Source organism: Duganella sp. 1224 (assembly GCF_013408245.1).
Lineage (GTDB): Bacteria > Pseudomonadota > Gammaproteobacteria > Burkholderiales > Burkholderiaceae_D > Rugamonas.
Window position 1 is genome coordinate 2,618,152 of sequence record NZ_JACBYS010000001.1, and the last position, 15,302, is coordinate 2,633,453.

Here is a 15,302-nt window from a genome sequence, read left to right on the forward strand (position 1 = left end):
CCAAAAAGCAACTATCGCAGCGACACGCCGTTGCGCCGCTCAGGCAAGCGCCGGGGAATGTGCACATCGCGCACCGCCAGCTGTTCGCCCAGCGCATGGATCAGGCGCCCCAACGGCACTTCCACCCAACGGTGGAAGGCCGCACCGGCAGTCAGGCTGGACGCCCAGGCCACCAGCATGCCCAACAACTGCCAGGCCGGTTCGGCCGGCGCAAACCGGGTGAAAGCGGCGTTCACCAGCAGGCATACCGGGAAGTGAATCAGGAACACCGAGTAGGAAATCTTGCCCATGCCGTGGATGGCGCGCCACACGTGGCCCTGGGCGGCGCTCCTGAAACGGCCAAACAGGAATAGCGCGCAAGCCACCACCGCCGCCAGCGCGATGCGGCTGCGGAACTCCAGCACCAGGCCGGCCACGGCCGGCAGCAGCGCCATCATCATCAGCATCAGCGCCTCGCCCGGCTTGCGGCGCGGATCGCTGGCCCACCACGCCATCACACCCAGGCCATAGCTGCCGAAGAAGTACGGCGCCCAGTTGTCCCAGTCGGCATCGAGATTGAAGTTGAGCAGCGACAGCGTGATGCCCACGCCCACCACCATCGGCATCAGCCAGCGCATCGGCCGCTTGCCCTCGACGATGCCGCCCACCCACAGCGCCAGCACCAGCAAGGCGTACAACTGGAAATCGATGGCCACGTACCAGGCGCCGGCCGAGACCGACGCGAAGCCCAGCACGCCATGCAGCAGCAGCGCGTGCGCGGTCAGCTGGCTCAGCGTGGCGGGCGCGGAGATCGAGTCATGCGTCATCCATTCGGCCGCCCACGACGAGGCGACCGCGGCAAATAAAGTGGCGGCGATAAAGGGTGGCGCGAGCTTGGCGTAACGGCGCCAGACGGCGCCCAGCGGTTGCGCATAGCCGGCGTCGCCGGACGGCGCCAGCGACTTGGCCGCGAGAAAACCGCCAATCACGAGGAAGACTTGCACGGCAATGCGGGCGTTGCTGCTCAACCAGTCGATCAGCGCCGGGAAGATAAAGCGCACGTGATCGGACATGGGGCCGTAAAACGCCAGATGGTGCAGCACGATCAGTTGCGCCGCGCCAGCCTTCAATAGATTAATCAAACCAAACTGCGACGGGGCCGGCTTCACCGTGCCAAACGTCGGGCCTGTAACTGCTTTCATTCGTGTTCCTTGCTGTCAATTTACCGTTAGAAATACGGCTTATTTTTATAGCAGGGCGATATGATAGCCGAGGATGGCCGACGCTGTCGCGCGAAACAGCCAGCTTTGCAATCAGGGCCGGATAGCGATGGCGGAAATTTCCAGCAACGCATCCTTGGGCAGGCGGGCCACCTGCACCGTCGACCGCGCTGGCGGCTTCTGTTGGAAATACTGCGCGTACACCGCGTTGACCTTGGCGAAGTCGTTCAGGTCCTTGACGTAGACGGTAGTGGACACCACGTCGTCAAACGTCATATTGTTGGCGGCCAGCACAGCCTTGAGGTTTTCCAGTACGCGCTGGCCCTGCTCCTCTACGCCGCCGGCCACCAGCTGGCCGGTCTGCGGATCGATCGGAATCTGGCCGGACAAATACAGCGCCTGGCCGGACTTGATGGCCTGCGAATACGGACCGATCGCCTCTGGCGCGGCCTTGGTGGCGATGACTTCCTTGGCCGGCGGCTGCGCGGTGGCGGCGCCGGCAAGCAGCGCCGCAGCGCCAAACAGGATGGAATACTTCATGGCTATCTCCCGGAGTGGTTAAAGATAAAGGGCCCGGCGATACTACGGCAGGCGCCGGCGGGCAGCATCCCACTATCCGCCACCGCCGCCTCCCGCTTTTCGCAGAGCACTTGAACTTTGGCGCACCAGCCAGTACAATGCTGGCCCTTGGGTCGTTAGCTCAGCTGGTAGAGCAGCGGACTTTTAATCCGTTGGTCGCAGGTTCGAATCCCGCACGGCCTACCAAGATTCCTTCACAAAGCCCACCCGGTCCGCCGCGTGGGCTTTGTTGTTTCACGGATAAGCAACTGCTATCCTCGGGCCATGCGCACGCCGGCCGGCGTGAGAATTGAAGCTTTTTCAAGCTGGATCATTCTGTATTATTGCAATACATCATCATTTTCGCTGCCCACATTGAAAAAGTCCGTCCTTGCCGCCGTCGCGGCTGCCTGCCTGAGTGGCAACGCGCTGGCCGCCAAGCCGGCTGATTTTCCCTCCGACATCCGCATTGCCCGCCAAGCGGTCGAGAATGAACTGGCGCGCCGCACCGATCCCGGCAAAGGCAAGCCGATCCGCCTCGACCAGCCCAGCGGCCAGCAGCCCCGCGAGGCGGAAAAAGCCGCGCTCAAGGCGGTTTTCGGCACCGAGCAGCCACTACAAATCAAGCGCACCGGCAACAGCGGCAAGACCATCCAGTACCGCGCCACCCTGCCCGCCGTCGACTACCGCAAGGACGACACGCGCGTCACCTGGCAGGACGCCAACTGGCAATACAGCGTCAATGGCAACACGGTGGACGCCACGCTCCGCTGGCCGGGCTTCAAGGCCTACTGGCCGGACTTCAATCTCGACGTGGCGGACATCCGCGGCACCACCCGGCAAACGCGCGGCACCCTGGCTCATCAGCAGCAAGTGCAGGTGGGCAGCGTGGACTTCATCGAAACCAAGGGGCACGGCCGCGCCCATGCCGAAGAACTGGCGGTGCGCGAAGAAACCACCGCCACCAAAAACAAGCTCGACCAGCGCATCGAATTCTCCATCCAGCGCCTGCGCTTCGAAAACGGCGTGGCGCTGGACGACCTGCACGCCGACCTGCGCCTGCGCGACCTCAACGCCAGCCTGTGGCAGCAGCTCACCGAAGCCGCCAACGGCGATGAGGACACGGTTATCCGCAAGCTGCTGAAGCCGCTGATGCTGCAGGGTGCGCGGCTGGAGCTGGCCGACCTGAGCGGCACCTTCGGCGGCGGCAAGATACGCCTGCACGGCAGCCTCGGCATGCCGGGCGTGAAACCCGGCGACCTGGCCGACGCGGTGGCTGCCTTCAACGCCGTCGAAGCGCACCTGCACGTGGAACTGCCGCTGGCCACGCTGCGCAGCTTCGCCGTGCTGAGCACCTACCATGCGCTGAAGTCGCCCGGCGCGCAGGTGCTGGACCAGCCGGCCGACCAAGCCTATTCCTACATGCTCGGCAAACTGCTGGGCGACGGCTACGCGCGGCTGGAAAAGGACCAGCTAGTGGCGGACATCGACATCCAGCATAACCATATCACCATCAACGGCCGCGCCCAGCCGTACACGCTGATCGAACTGCTGGCCAAGCTGCACAAGCAAACCCGCCAGCCACCCGAGGACGACCACACGCTGCCCACCGAACTGCTGTGGCGCGACCGCGCGCTGGAGCAGCTGCTGCTATTCGGTCACAACGGCGACCACTTCGCGGCAGCCGAGTTGTGCCGCCGCTATGGCGTGGCCGGCGACGCCGACCCGGCCGAGCGCTGGTGCGCCAAGGCGGGCATGCCGGTGCCGTCGGCCAGCGACAATCCGCAGCTGGAAGCGCCCGTTGTGTTCAACAATCGCAGCTTCCACGACAGCGCAGCAGCCGGGCGCTTCAATCTCAGCCAATTCCGCTTCGATGCCAGCAAGGCGCGCGGCATGACGGTCAAGCTGAGCAATCCGCAGCAGCATGCGCAATGGGCGCCCTCCATCGTCATGTGCATCAGCGCCGAGGCCCCCAGCGACCGCGCCTGCCTGACCCTGTCCAAATACGGTGACACGGACCGCCTGCGCGCATCCAGCCGCTTGTACGCGGCGGACAGCCGCCCGCTCGGCGAGGGCCACGCGCTGGAGCGGCAATTCCCGCTCGGCGAACCGGTCACGCTGAAGCTCTATGTGGACGAGCGCCAGGCGCACTTCCTGGTGGACGGCCAGGAGTTGCTGGAAGGCGTGACCTTCCCGGCCGCCATGCTCCTGCTGTCCTGCTCCAGCGGCGACTGCGACTTTACCTTCGACTGAGTCAGCGCGCCTTCTTGCGCGCCGACGTGTCGGTGCGCACGTAAAAGCCCGGCGGCTTGTTGGCCACCCAGGCGATAAAGGTCTGGATATCGGGGTGCGCGCGCAGCGCCTCCCAGGTGTGATAGTGCTGCAACAGCTCGCGCTCGGTGAACACCGAATGGATCTTGCGGTGGCAGATTTTATGAATCGGAAACTGCTCCCTGCCCTTGAACGTCTTCGGCACCAGATGATGGCGATCGATGTGGACCGTCCCCAGCACACGGCCACACAGCGGGCAGCGTTCCGCGTCCATGGCTAGCGGCGGAACTTGCGCGGCTGGCGTTTGCGCGCCGCCGAGTTCTGTTCCTGCAGGATGGAATCGACCCGCTCCGACGCCTCGCGCGACAGGCGCTGCGCCAGCTCGGTATCCGGGAAATACTCCGGCTGGCGATAAGCCAGCCAGGCATAGGCCGAATACAGCCGGCAGGCGTCCTCCACCTCCTGCAGATTCATGTAATGCAGCGGCCGATCGTTGGCCTTCAGCTGCGTAACCTTCTTGTGCGCCAGCGCCTTGGCCCACGTCTCCCACGCGTGCTGCAGCGACGCCACCTTGGACGACACCGGCACCAGCGACAGCGCGAACTTCTCGGCCACGGTCAGGTCCAACGTATCGAGCCAGGCGGCGCGTTCAAACTGATCCTCGGTGATGCGCGGGTAAAAGAAGCCATCCGGCACGTCGATATTGTGGACGAAGCGCTTCAGCAGCTTGGCCAGCGCCTGCTCGTGCGTCACCGACGAAATGCGGTGCAGGTGCTCCAGCGTCGGCGCCACCGCGAAGCCGGTGGTCTTCAGCGGCACTGGTTTCTCGCGCAGCAGCGAGCGCATCACGTTGTGCGTCTCGTTGTCGTAGCCGGCCACCAGGCCCTCCTCGTGCACGCCGAAGCGGCCGGCGCGGCCGGCGATCTGGCGCGCCAGCGCGGCCGGAATCTCTTCCTCCTCGTAGCCGTTGTACTTGACGGTGGTGGTCATCACCACGCGCGCGATCGGCATGTTCAGGCCCATGGCGATGGCGTCCGTGCCGACCACCACGTCGGCCGCGCCCTCGCGGAAGCGCTGGGCCTGCGCGCGCCGCACCTCCGGCGACAGATTGCCGTAGACGGTGGCCACCGACAGGCCCATCTCGGTCACCATGTCGCGCCACATCAGCACCTCGCGGCGCGAGAAGCAGATCACCGCGTCGCCGCGGCGCAGATTGCTCAGCTTGCGCACGGCGGTCGGCTCCATCGTCAGCGGCCCCTTGCGCTTGAGCAGGTGAACTTCCAGCTCGCACTCCAGCCGCGCCGCCAGCACCTCGATGGCGCGCCGCGCCTCCGGCGCCCCCACCAGGTAGACGATGCGCGCCGGCGCGCCGCAGACGGCGGCGGTCCAGGCGGCGCCGCGGTCGCGGTCGGCCAGCATCTGGATTTCATCGATGACCGCCACGTCGACCGGTGTTTGCGTGTCCAGCATCTCCACCGTGCTGGCGACATGGGTGGCGCCCGGCACCAGCCGCCGCTCCTCGCCGGTCACCAGGCTGACCTTCAGCGGCTGGCCATGCTGTTGCATTTCCTGCAGGCGCTCATAGTTTTCCAGCGCCAGCAGGCGCAGCGGCGCCAGATAGACACCGCTCGGCGCCTTGCCCAGGGCCTCCATCGCCATATGGGTCTTGCCGGAATTGGTCGGCCCCAGCACCGCGATGAACTTGCGCTTGATGCGGCGGGCGACGTCGAACGAGGCCGGATACTCGGCCAGGTTGATGCTCTGGCGGGTGCGCTCGGCGTGCTGCTCCTCCATCTCGCGCTCCACCGCGTGTTCCAGGCGCATGCGGATGCGGTCGAACACCATGCCGGCCGGTTCGGACACTTGCATATCCGTCAACGCGTGCAGGAAGGGCTCGGCGTCCATCTCGCAATCGTCGCAGGCGTCGGCCAACTCCTGGACGAAGTCGCGGACGTGGCCGTGCAACTCGTCCGCCACTGCCGCGCCGGCCCGTTCGCGCAACAGCGCGGCGCGGATATCGGCATCCATCTTGCGCCACTTGGACGACTTGGCCAGTACGCCCTGGGTCGGCACCAGGTCGTACTCGACCCGCCGGCCGCCGTACTCGACCACGCCGCGCATGCGCAGAAACACCCTGCCCTCGGCCTTGACCAGGGCGACGCCATGGTCGCTCAGGCCCAGTTGGCGCATCAGATCATCGTCCTCCGCCGGATCGCCGTCGGTGGCAAGAACGAGGGAAGCGGGGGAATGGGTCATGGCGTATCAGGTGGGGTGAACTCGGCCCGGATTATACCGTGCCGCCGGCCGCCGCATGGCGCGCGCGTCTGATTTCTGGCACCATCGCCCTTTTACGCCGCAGGCCCGCCGGAAATCTCCCATGCCCCAGACATTAAATACAGCCGTTCACCACGAACTGCTGATTAAAAAAAGCCGCTTTATCGCCTGCGTTCAGCCGATGACCGATCGCGCCAGCGCGCAGAAAATCGTCGACGGATTATGGCAAGAGCATCCCGGCGCCGCCCACGTCTGCTGGGCATTATTAGCCGGCGGCCAATCAGCGGCAGTGGACGACGGCGAACCCAGCGGCACAGCCGGCCGCCCGATGCTCGACGTATTACGCCATCAGGATCTGGAAGGCGTATTAGCCACCGTGGTGCGATATTTTGGCGGCGTTAAATTGGGCGCGGGCGGACTGGTGCGCGCTTATACCGACAGCGTGGCGCAAGCCTTATTAAAATCCGAGAAAATCCCGATTATCCGACAGCGTTATCTGATCTGCAGCGCGCCTTATGCGATGGAAGGCCTGGTACGCCGGGAAATAGAAATGGCCGGCGCCAGCCTGAATAATGTCCAGCATGCAGACGCGGTACAGTTCGAACTGAATCTCCCCGAGGCCGCCGCCGATGCGCTGATAACCCGTCTCAACGAAGCGGGCCATGGACGCATCCTCTGGATCGATCCTGACGACACGCCCTCCGCAAGCTGAATGTTGGTGCATTCGCGCTAATTTTTGGCATGACTGCCGAGCCAGGTCAGCTTATGCCACACGGTTTCAAGCGGTCCCTGCGGGTGCCTGGCCAGCCACCACACGCTGAACTGCCGCTGCGCCAGCGCCAGCGCGACGCCAATCGCCAGCGCAAAACTGGCGCCGGTGTACTGGTACAAGCCCAGTCCAAAACCATAATAAATCGACGTCCCGATAATCGACTGCATGACATAGCTGGTTAAACTCATACGTCCCAGCGGCGAAAAGAAACCCAGCCAGTCCCGCGAATAAAACAGCAGCACAAATACCGACACCAGCACCACCATCAACGCCAGATTCGACCATGACGTCATCATCACCAGCAGCGGCCGACGCACTGCTTCGCCCACGCCCATTAATTCCGGCCAGGTTTTGAGCACATAAAACGGAATAAATGCCAGCGCCGCGACAATCACAGCGCGGCGCCAGAATAATGGCTGCCGGAATAATCCCATCCGGCCAGCCAGCAGACCCAGCATAAATAAAGCGGGAATCTGGAATAGACGGCCATTTTCCCAGCTCCAGCGAATCACGCCGATTTTGCCATTGGTGAGATTACCTGCCCACACATCCAATGCCGAGCCATGCGCAAAATAACCATTGGCGCGGCCAAAATAAGCCCACGACGCCGGATCGGGCAATTTCTCATTCGGATTTGGCAATGCCTGAAACACCTCCCACCAGGCATACGGCTGCAACAATAACAGCACGGCGATTATGCCGACCCAGCGGTTAGACAATCGCGCCACCGGAATCAGCGCAAATCCCAGCACAGCATAAATACTCAGGATATCGCCGTGATAAAACATGGAATTGAGCACACCGAACGCCAGCAGCAGCATCAGCCGCCAGGCGAACCGGGCGCGAAAATCCTCGCCGCGCACCTCCCGGTTGCGGTACTGGATATAAAAAGTGACACCAAACAGCAAAGCAAAGATGGCGTAAGACTTACCGCCAAACAAGAAAAACAGGCCATCCCAGATCACCTTATCGACGGCCTGCAACCAGGCCGGCAAGCCGGCCGGCGAAAAATAAAAGTCGAAATGCTCGATGTTATGCAGCAGCATGATCGACACTATCGCAAAGCCGCGCAACGCGTCGATCACCTCCAGCCGGGAGCTTGTTGTCGTTATAGTCATGGGTCTCCACCAAGTGAACAAAATGCCAAGCTTGCCCGAAACAAACTCCGGGGTCAGGTCCTCCATTTATACACGAGCCCAACCGTAGCCTTCGCTACGGTTGGGCTCGTGTATAAATGGAGGACCTGACCCCGGAGGTGGGTTATTGGGCGAGGCGGAATACTTTGACGGCGTCGGCCAGGCGGTCGGCCTGGTCCTGCAAGGCGGCTGCTGCAGCAGCCGCCTGTTCGACCAGCGCGGCGTTCTGCTGGGTGGCGCTGTCGATGGTGCCGATGGCCTGGTTGACTTGTTCGATGCCCATTTCCTGCTCGCGGCTGGCGGTGGCGATGTCGCCCACGATCGCCGTCACCCGCTGGATGCTGCTGACGATGTCTTCCATCGTGCCGCCCGCCCGCCCCACCAGCGCGCTGCCCTCGCCTACCTGCGCGGCCGAGGCTTCGATCAGTTGCCGCACTTCCTTGGCGGCCGCGTCCGACCGCTGCGCCAGGCCGCGCACCTCCGAGGCCACCACGGCAAAGCCGCGCCCCTGCTCGCCGGCCCGCGCCGCTTCCACCGCCGCGTTCAACGCCAGGATGTTGGTCTGGAAGGCGATGCCTTCAATTACCGCGATGATGTCGACAATCTTTTGCGACGAGGCGCTGATGCTGCCCATCGTCGATACCACCTGCGCCATCACCGCGCCGCCGCGCGTGGCGACGTCTGCGGCCGATGAGGCCAGCCGGTTGGCTTCGCCGGCGTTGCTGGAATTCTGCCGCACCGCCGACGTCATCTCTTCCATCGACGACGCCGTCTCTTGCAGCGAACTGGCCTGCGATTCGGTGCGCGCCGACAGGTCCATATTGCCGGCCGCGATTTCGCCGGCGGCCAGCGCGATCGCGTCGGTACCGCCGCGCACCTGGCTGACAATGCCGTGCAGGCTGCCGTTCATCTCGTGCAGCGCGCGCTTGAGCTGGCCGGTTTCGCTGACGTCGAGGTCGGACACCTCCAGCCGTGACGACAAATCGCCCTGGGCCACGCGCGCGGCAAACTCCACTGCCTCGCCCAGCGGCCCCAGTATGGCGCGCGACATCATCTGCCCCACCACCAGCGACACCACCACCGCCAGCACGCCAAAGCCGAGTATGTGGATGCGCGAGCGCACCACCGCTTCGTCGCCCACCGCCTTGGTGGCGTCGGAATTCTTTTCGATCAGGTCGCTCAGCGCGGCCATGCTTTTTTCCAGCACGTGAAAGCTGTCCATGAAGGCCGGGAATTTGGCCTGCGCGGCCGGCGGATTGGTCAGCGACAGCTCGACCATCTCTTCGGCGCTTTTCAGGTAGCGCTCGACATCGGGACGCACCTGTTCCATCGCGCGGCGCACTTCATCGTCGGTGCTGGCGGCGTCCATCTCCTTGATCAGCTTGCGGAACAGCGCGACGTGCTCGGCCGTGTCCTGGCGGACTTCCTTGATGTCGGCCGGGTTGTTCTTTTCCGCCGCCAGCCGGGCGGCCAGCACGTCGGCGCGCAGCGCGTCGTGCGCCTGGTCGGCCTGCAACTGGTCCTTCATGGCGGCGCTGTTGGCGCTGATGCCGTCCATCGATTGGTCCAGCACGTGCACCGCGTAATAGCCCACCAGCCCAACCACACTGACGAACACCAGTGTCGCCAGATTCATCAACAACAAGCGCTGCTTGATCGTCAGTCGCATGAGGTCTCCTGCTTAGAATTTGATGGATAGCCCGACCGTCCAGCTCCAATCCGGCGTGTTCTTGTTCAGGCCGCGGGACAGCGCGGTATCGACCTGCACCGTGTCGGTCAGCAGGTAGGCGGCGCCGATGTCGAAGGTGCTGACGTTGCCGCCGTAGCGGCCCTTGGCGATCTGCGGCGCCGAGTATTCGATGAAGCTGCGGAAACGCTCGTTCCATTCCCTGCCGAGCACGATGCCGAAGATGCCGCTGGTGTAGCGCGCGCCGCTGTCATCGTGCTGCCAGGCGATGCCGGGCATGACGCCAAGGCTGAAGTCGTCGGGCAGCTCCCATTCGGCCGCCAGGCGCAGCGAGCCGCCCTTGCCGGGAGCGCGGAAGGCACTGGAGCCGCTGTCGAGGTCGATGTGAGCCAGCAGGCCCATCGACGGCCGCGCGCCCTGGGCGTCGGCCACGTGCCATTTGAGGCCGAGGGAGACGTCGGCGTAGCCGTTGTCGGTGGTGTGGGTGCCGGTGTTGAGGTCGTCAGTGACGAGGCGCATGCGGCCGTCGGTTTCAAGGCGGGCCTCGATGGTGTCGCCAAGGCCGAAGCGCAGCAGCGTGGGGGTGGAATACGTCCGCTCCTTGATGCCGTTGGCCTTGTTACGTTCCAGCGCGACGCTGGTTTCAATCTGAAAGCGTCCGGCACCGACGACGTTGCTGGATTCGACAAAATCCGGGCGATCGGTAACGATCTGGTCCTTTTCATCGGCCAGCGCCGACACGGGCAAGGGCAAGGCCAGCAGCAGCGCAGCAATCCTCTTGAGACGCATGACTCCTCCACAAGCGAAGCACATGCGTCACCCTAACACATTGGCCTGGATCACTTGTTGGTAATTTCCCACAGGCCATTACCGCGTCGGCGCCAGCGCGAATGGGTGTCCGTTTCCGGACGGGTGTGGGCGAAGACGGGCAAGAATGGCGCGGCGCGCGCTGGCGCGATCAGCCCAGGGCCTTGATTTGACTGGGTTTGTCCTGTTAGCCAAGGTGTGGCACGGGGATTGCAATAAGGACAGGCATGGATACCCTCATCGCCCCCGACATCATCGCCCGCCGCCAGCGCAAGACCGTGCTGGCGGTCGCCGTCCTGCTGGCCACGCTCAGCCTCGGTGCCTGGGCCATCAACCGCGCCGTCAGTCCCAGCGTGGATGCTGGCGAGGTCAGCATCGCCACCGTGCGCAGCGGCAGCATCGCCAACACCATCAACGCCGCCGGCATCGTCATCCCGGTGCACGAGGAGCTGGTGTCGAGCCCGATCCAGACGCGCGTGGCCAAGGTCCACGCCAAGCTGGGCCAGCAGGTACAGGCGGGCGAACTGCTGCTGGAACTGGACAACCGCACCGTCGTGCTGGCCATCGACGCGCTCAAGGAACAACTGGCCCAGCAGGAAAACCGCATCCTCGCCCTGACGCTGGAGATGGACCAGAAGCGCAAGCAACTGAGCAGCGCCATCGAACTGCTGGAACTCGATCTGGAAGCCAGCCGCGTACGCCTGGCCCGCAACCAGACGCTGCGCAAGGCCGGCGGCGTCTCCGCCGAAGACCTGCTGACGGCCGAACTCAACGTCAAGCGCAACGAGATCCAGCTGCGCCAGAACCGCGAGCAGATCGAGGACAGCAAGCGCACCACCAGCACCAGCATCGAAGGCGCGCGGCTGCAAAAAAGCATCCTGCAAAAGCAGTTGCAGGAGCAGCAGCAACTGCTGGCGCAGACGCAGGTGCGCGCGCCCTTCGCCGGCATGCTGACCTGGCTGCTGGCCGACGAGGGCGCCAGCGTGGCCACCGGCCAGCTGGTGGCCAAGGTGTCCGAGCTCAACAACTACAAGGTCGAGGCCTCGTTGTCCGACTTCCACGCGCGCGCGCTCGGCGCCGGCCAGCAGGTGCTGGTTGAGCAGGGCAACGTCAAGCTCAAGGGCGTGGTGCAGACGGTGCTGCCGGAAATCCAGAACGGCACCGTCAAGCTGCTGGTCACCTTGGCCGAGCCGCACCACGCGATGCTGCGCAACAAGCTGCGCGTCGAGGTCAACATCCTCACCGAGCAGAAGCAGAACACGCTGCTGGCCGACAACGGCCCCGCTTTCAACGGCCGCGGCTTGCAGGACATCTTCGTGGTGCGCGACGGCGTCGCCCGCAAGACCACGCTCAACATCGGCGCCAGCGATGGCAAGTCCGTGGAAATCCTGTCCGGCGCCCGCGCCGGCGACCGACTCATCATTTCAGATACCAGCCGCTACAAGGACCGCGACAGCGTCCGCGTGGCCCAATAACAGAGGGGAAAACATGATACGCCTGCAAAACGTCAGCAAGACCTACCAGACCGACAAGGTTGAAACGCTGGCCCTGAAAGACATCGACCTGCACGTCGAAAAAGCCGAGTTCGTCAGCATCATGGGGCCGAGCGGCTGCGGCAAGAGCACGCTGCTCAACCTGATCGGCCTGCTCGACAAGCCGGGCAGCGGCGCCATCCACGTGGCCGGCACGCCGGTGGCCTCGTACAAGGACAAGCACGTGGCCAAGCTGCGCAACAGCACCTTCGGCTTCATCTTCCAGAGCTTCCACCTGATTAACGACCTGCGCGTGATCGACAACGTCGAACTGCCGCTGCTGTACCGGACGATGTCGGCCAAGAAGCGCCAGCGGCTGGCGCGCGAGGCGCTGGAGAAAGTCGGGCTGGGCGCGCGCATGGACCACTATCCGAACCAGTTGTCCGGCGGCCAGCAGCAGCGCGTGGCCATCGCCCGCGCCATCGTCGGCCAGCCCCAGGTGCTGCTGGCCGACGAGCCCACCGGCAACCTGGACAGCAAGATGGGCCAGGAAGTCATGGACATCCTGCTCAAGCTGCACAGCGAAGGCACGACCATCGTCATGGTCACGCACAACGAGCAGGAAGCCAGACAGGCCGGCCGCATCGTGCGCGTGTTCGACGGCCAGCTGGTGTCGTAAGGGGCCGCCATGCTGAGAAATTACCTGCTGACCGCCTGGAAGGTCTTCATGCGCCGCAAGCTGTTCACCGCCATCAACCTGCTGTGCATCGTGCTGACGCTGACCGTGCTGCTGGTGGCCATCGCGCTGCTGCAGAACGCCTTCCACCCCACCGGCGTAGAGGGCAAGAGCGAGCGCTTCGTGCAGATCCTGATGACGCAGGCGACCCACACCGACAGGCACAGCCGCCGCACCAGCCCGCTGGGCTACAAGATCATCGACCAATACCTGAAGCCGCTGCCGGGCGTGGAGGCGGTGTCGGCCAGCGCGCTGGCCGAATCGACCTCGATCTACCAGGACGGCCGCATCACCAACGTCGACGTCCGCTACACCGACGCGGAATACTGGCAGATCCTCGATTTCAAGCTGCTGTCCGGCCGCCTGTACAACGATGACGACGTGGCCCAGGGCCGCTACGTGGCCGTGCTCAACCAGTCCACCGCGCGCAAGCTGTTCCCCGGCCTGCCCTACCTCGGGCAGAAATTCAACGTCGGCACGCAGCAGATGACGGTCATCGGCGTGGTCGAGGACGCGTTGCAGCTGAACGCCTACGCCGACATCTGGGTGCCGCTCACGGCGCAGCCGTCCAGCGACTACCGCACCAAGCAGTGGGGCACGTTCACCGCCATGTTGCTGGCGCACAGCGCCGACGACGTGCCGCGCGTCAAACGCGCCATCATCGACGCCGCCAGGACCGTCAAGCTGGACGACCCCAAGCAGTTCGACACCATGCAGTTCTGGGGCGACTCGAAACTGGAAGTGTTCTCGCGCACGCTGCTGAGCAGCGAGGCCGAGGATGCCGGCGCGCCCAAGCTGCTGGCCACCATCGTCGGCCTGATGTTGCTGTTCATGGCGCTGCCGGCGCTGAACCTGGTCAACCTCAACGTCGGCCGCATCATGGAGCGCAGCGGCGAGATCGGCGTGCGGCGCGCGTTTGGCGCCACCACGCGCCAGCTGGTGGCGCAACTGGTACTGGAAAACGTGCTGCTGTGCCTGGCCGGCGGCGTCTGCGGCCTGCTGTGCGCGGCCGGCGTCATCCTGTGGCTGGAAAGCTCGGGCCTGATCCCCTACCTGCACATCGATATCAACCTGCCGGTGTTCGGCTACAGCCTGCTGGTCACGCTGGTGTTCGGCGTGCTGTCGGGCCTGATCCCGGCCCTCAAAATGTCGCGCCTGGACCCGGTGCGGGCGCTGAAAGGAACTGCATAATGCTGCGTCATCTGCTCAAACTGATCTGGAAGCGCAAGGCGCGCAACCTGATGCTGACGCTGGAAATCCTGCTGGCCTTCCTGGTGCTGTTCGCGATTGCCGCCTTCGGCACCCGCAACTACGAGCTGTACCATTTGCCGACCGGCTTCGACTGGCACAACCAGTGGGCGGTGCGGCTGCGCGCCACCGACCTGAAGAACGACGCCGTGCTGCTCGACCAGTTCAAGCGCGCGCTGCTGAGCATGCCGGAGGTGGAAAAAGTCGCCTTCACCTCGTTCGGCACTTACGAAATGTCGCGCTGGACCAGCGATTACGCGCGCAGCGACGGCAGCCACCGCGTCAACGTCGACGGGCTGGCCGTCACCGACGACTTTTTCGAGGCGATGGACATGAAGCTGGTCGAGGGCCGCTGGTTCTCCGCCATCGACGACGGTGCCGACGCCGCGCCGGTGGTCATCAACCGCATCCTGGCGGACCAGCTGTTCCCCGGCCAGAAGGCGGCCGGCCAGGTGTTCGTCGAGTCCGATCCCAACAGCACCAGCGCGCCAGCGCGCTACCGCGTCACCGGCGTGGTGGACGCCTTCCGCTCGCAGGGCGAATACATGGATCCCCACCCGTTCATGCTGCCGCGCTTCATTCCCGGCGTCGGCAACGAGCCGGCCTCGGTCATCATGCTGAAGGTCAGGCCGGGCACGCCGCGCGCGTTCGAGAGCCGCCTCAGCGCCCGGCTGAAGCAGGTCCGCGGCGACTGGAACTATGTGATCACGCCGCAAACCGAGGCGCGCCGCTGGATGCTGCGCATGCAAATGCTGCCGCTGATGATCCTGTCGGTGATCGCCGCCTTCCTGCTGGTGATGGTGGCCTTTGGCCTGTTCGGCGTGCTGTGGCAGAACACCACCCAGCGCATTCCGGAAATTGGCCTGCGCCGCGCACTGGGCGCCAGCGCCAAGCACATCTACCAGCAGATCGTCGCCGAGCAACTGCTGTTGAGCACGGGCGCAATGCTGATCGCGCTGGTGCTGCTGGTGCAGTTGCCGCTGACCGGCGTCTTCGGCGACAGCCTGAACTGGAAGGTATTCGTGATCGCCGCCGCGCTATCGGCCAGTGTGATCTATCTGCTATCCTTGCTATGTTCGCTGTACCCCGGCTGGCGCGCCGCGCGCCTGAGTCCGACGCAAGCGCTGCACTACGAATAAATA

Annotated in this window: 13 protein-coding genes and 1 tRNA gene; 7 read left to right on the top strand and 7 right to left on the bottom strand. The window is 64.4% G+C overall.

All coding sequences use genetic code 11. The annotated features are described in order from the left end of the window. Positions 1 to 11 precede the first annotated feature (11 nt). A complete protein-coding gene (locus FHW58_RS11755) occupies positions 12 to 1,181 on the bottom strand; it encodes an acyltransferase (protein ID WP_179673158.1) in 1,170 nt (389 codons plus the stop codon). A 111-nt stretch (positions 1,182 to 1,292) separates the two neighbouring features. Continuing rightward, entirely contained in the window at positions 1,293 to 1,739 is a 447-nt protein-coding gene (locus FHW58_RS11760) for a RidA family protein (protein WP_179673159.1), read from the bottom strand. A gap of 149 nt (positions 1,740 to 1,888) precedes the next feature. Here FHW58_RS11760 and FHW58_RS11765 point away from each other — a divergent pair. Beyond that, positions 1,889 to 1,964: transfer RNA gene (locus tag FHW58_RS11765), tRNA-Lys, on the top strand. Positions 1,965 to 2,132: 168 nt separating this feature from the next. Beyond that, positions 2,133 to 4,010, top strand: coding sequence for a DUF945 family protein (locus FHW58_RS11770; RefSeq protein WP_179673160.1), 1,878 nt, complete (start codon positions 2,133 to 2,135; stop codon positions 4,008 to 4,010). A 1-nt stretch (position 4,011) separates the two neighbouring features. Here the strand turns inward: FHW58_RS11770 and FHW58_RS11775 are convergent, their stop codons facing one another. After that, complete coding sequence (locus tag FHW58_RS11775) at positions 4,012 to 4,302, bottom strand: hypothetical protein (RefSeq protein WP_179673161.1); 291 nt, start codon at positions 4,300 to 4,302, stop codon at positions 4,012 to 4,014. A 2-nt stretch (positions 4,303 to 4,304) separates the two neighbouring features. Beyond that, the gene (locus tag FHW58_RS11780) at positions 4,305 to 6,284 is read right to left on the bottom strand and encodes a helicase-related protein (RefSeq protein ID WP_179673162.1); all 1,980 of its coding nucleotides are present in this window, start codon (positions 6,282 to 6,284) and stop codon (positions 4,305 to 4,307) included. Positions 6,285 to 6,405: 121 nt separating this feature from the next. On the opposite strand from FHW58_RS11780, the gene FHW58_RS11785 reads away from it, so the two are divergent. Continuing rightward, positions 6,406 to 7,014, top strand: a complete 609-nt coding sequence (locus tag FHW58_RS11785) for a YigZ family protein (RefSeq protein WP_179673163.1) — start codon at positions 6,406 to 6,408, stop codon at positions 7,012 to 7,014. Positions 7,015 to 7,031: 17 nt separating this feature from the next. Here FHW58_RS11785 and FHW58_RS11790 read toward each other — a convergent pair whose 3' ends face one another. From FHW58_RS11790 to FHW58_RS11800, 3 genes are all read right to left on the bottom strand, one after another. Beyond that, on the bottom strand, positions 7,032 to 8,258 hold the full coding sequence (locus FHW58_RS11790; RefSeq protein WP_229265140.1) for a DUF418 domain-containing protein: 1,227 nt from the start codon (positions 8,256 to 8,258) through the stop codon (positions 7,032 to 7,034). A 76-nt stretch (positions 8,259 to 8,334) separates the two neighbouring features. Continuing rightward, positions 8,335 to 9,879, bottom strand: a complete 1,545-nt coding sequence (locus tag FHW58_RS11795; RefSeq protein WP_179673164.1) for a methyl-accepting chemotaxis protein — start codon at positions 9,877 to 9,879, stop codon at positions 8,335 to 8,337. Between the two features lie 12 nt (positions 9,880 to 9,891). Next, a complete protein-coding gene (locus FHW58_RS11800) occupies positions 9,892 to 10,686 on the bottom strand; it encodes a transporter (RefSeq protein WP_179673165.1) in 795 nt (264 codons plus the stop codon). A 245-nt stretch (positions 10,687 to 10,931) separates the two neighbouring features. Here FHW58_RS11800 and FHW58_RS11805 point away from each other — a divergent pair, with 245 nt between their 5' ends. The 4 genes from FHW58_RS11805 to FHW58_RS11820 are packed head-to-tail and all read left to right on the top strand — an operon-like array spanning position 10,932 to position 15,299. Then, positions 10,932 to 12,179 (top strand): efflux RND transporter periplasmic adaptor subunit, encoded by a 1,248-nt coding sequence (locus FHW58_RS11805; RefSeq protein WP_179673166.1) that lies wholly within the window; start codon positions 10,932 to 10,934, stop codon positions 12,177 to 12,179. Between the two features lie 13 nt (positions 12,180 to 12,192). Beyond that, positions 12,193 to 12,855: an ABC transporter ATP-binding protein gene (locus FHW58_RS11810; RefSeq protein ID WP_179673167.1), complete on the top strand. Its 663-nt coding sequence runs from the start codon at positions 12,193 to 12,195 to the stop codon at positions 12,853 to 12,855. Positions 12,856 to 12,864: 9 nt separating this feature from the next. Beyond that, on the top strand, positions 12,865 to 14,103 hold the full coding sequence (locus tag FHW58_RS11815) for an ABC transporter permease (RefSeq protein WP_179673168.1): 1,239 nt from the start codon (positions 12,865 to 12,867) through the stop codon (positions 14,101 to 14,103). After that, positions 14,103 to 15,299, top strand: coding sequence for an ABC transporter permease (locus tag FHW58_RS11820; RefSeq protein WP_179673169.1), 1,197 nt, complete (start codon positions 14,103 to 14,105; stop codon positions 15,297 to 15,299). The genes FHW58_RS11815 and FHW58_RS11820 overlap by 1 nt, the downstream gene beginning before the upstream one ends. The last annotated feature ends 3 nt before the right edge of the window (positions 15,300 to 15,302 follow it).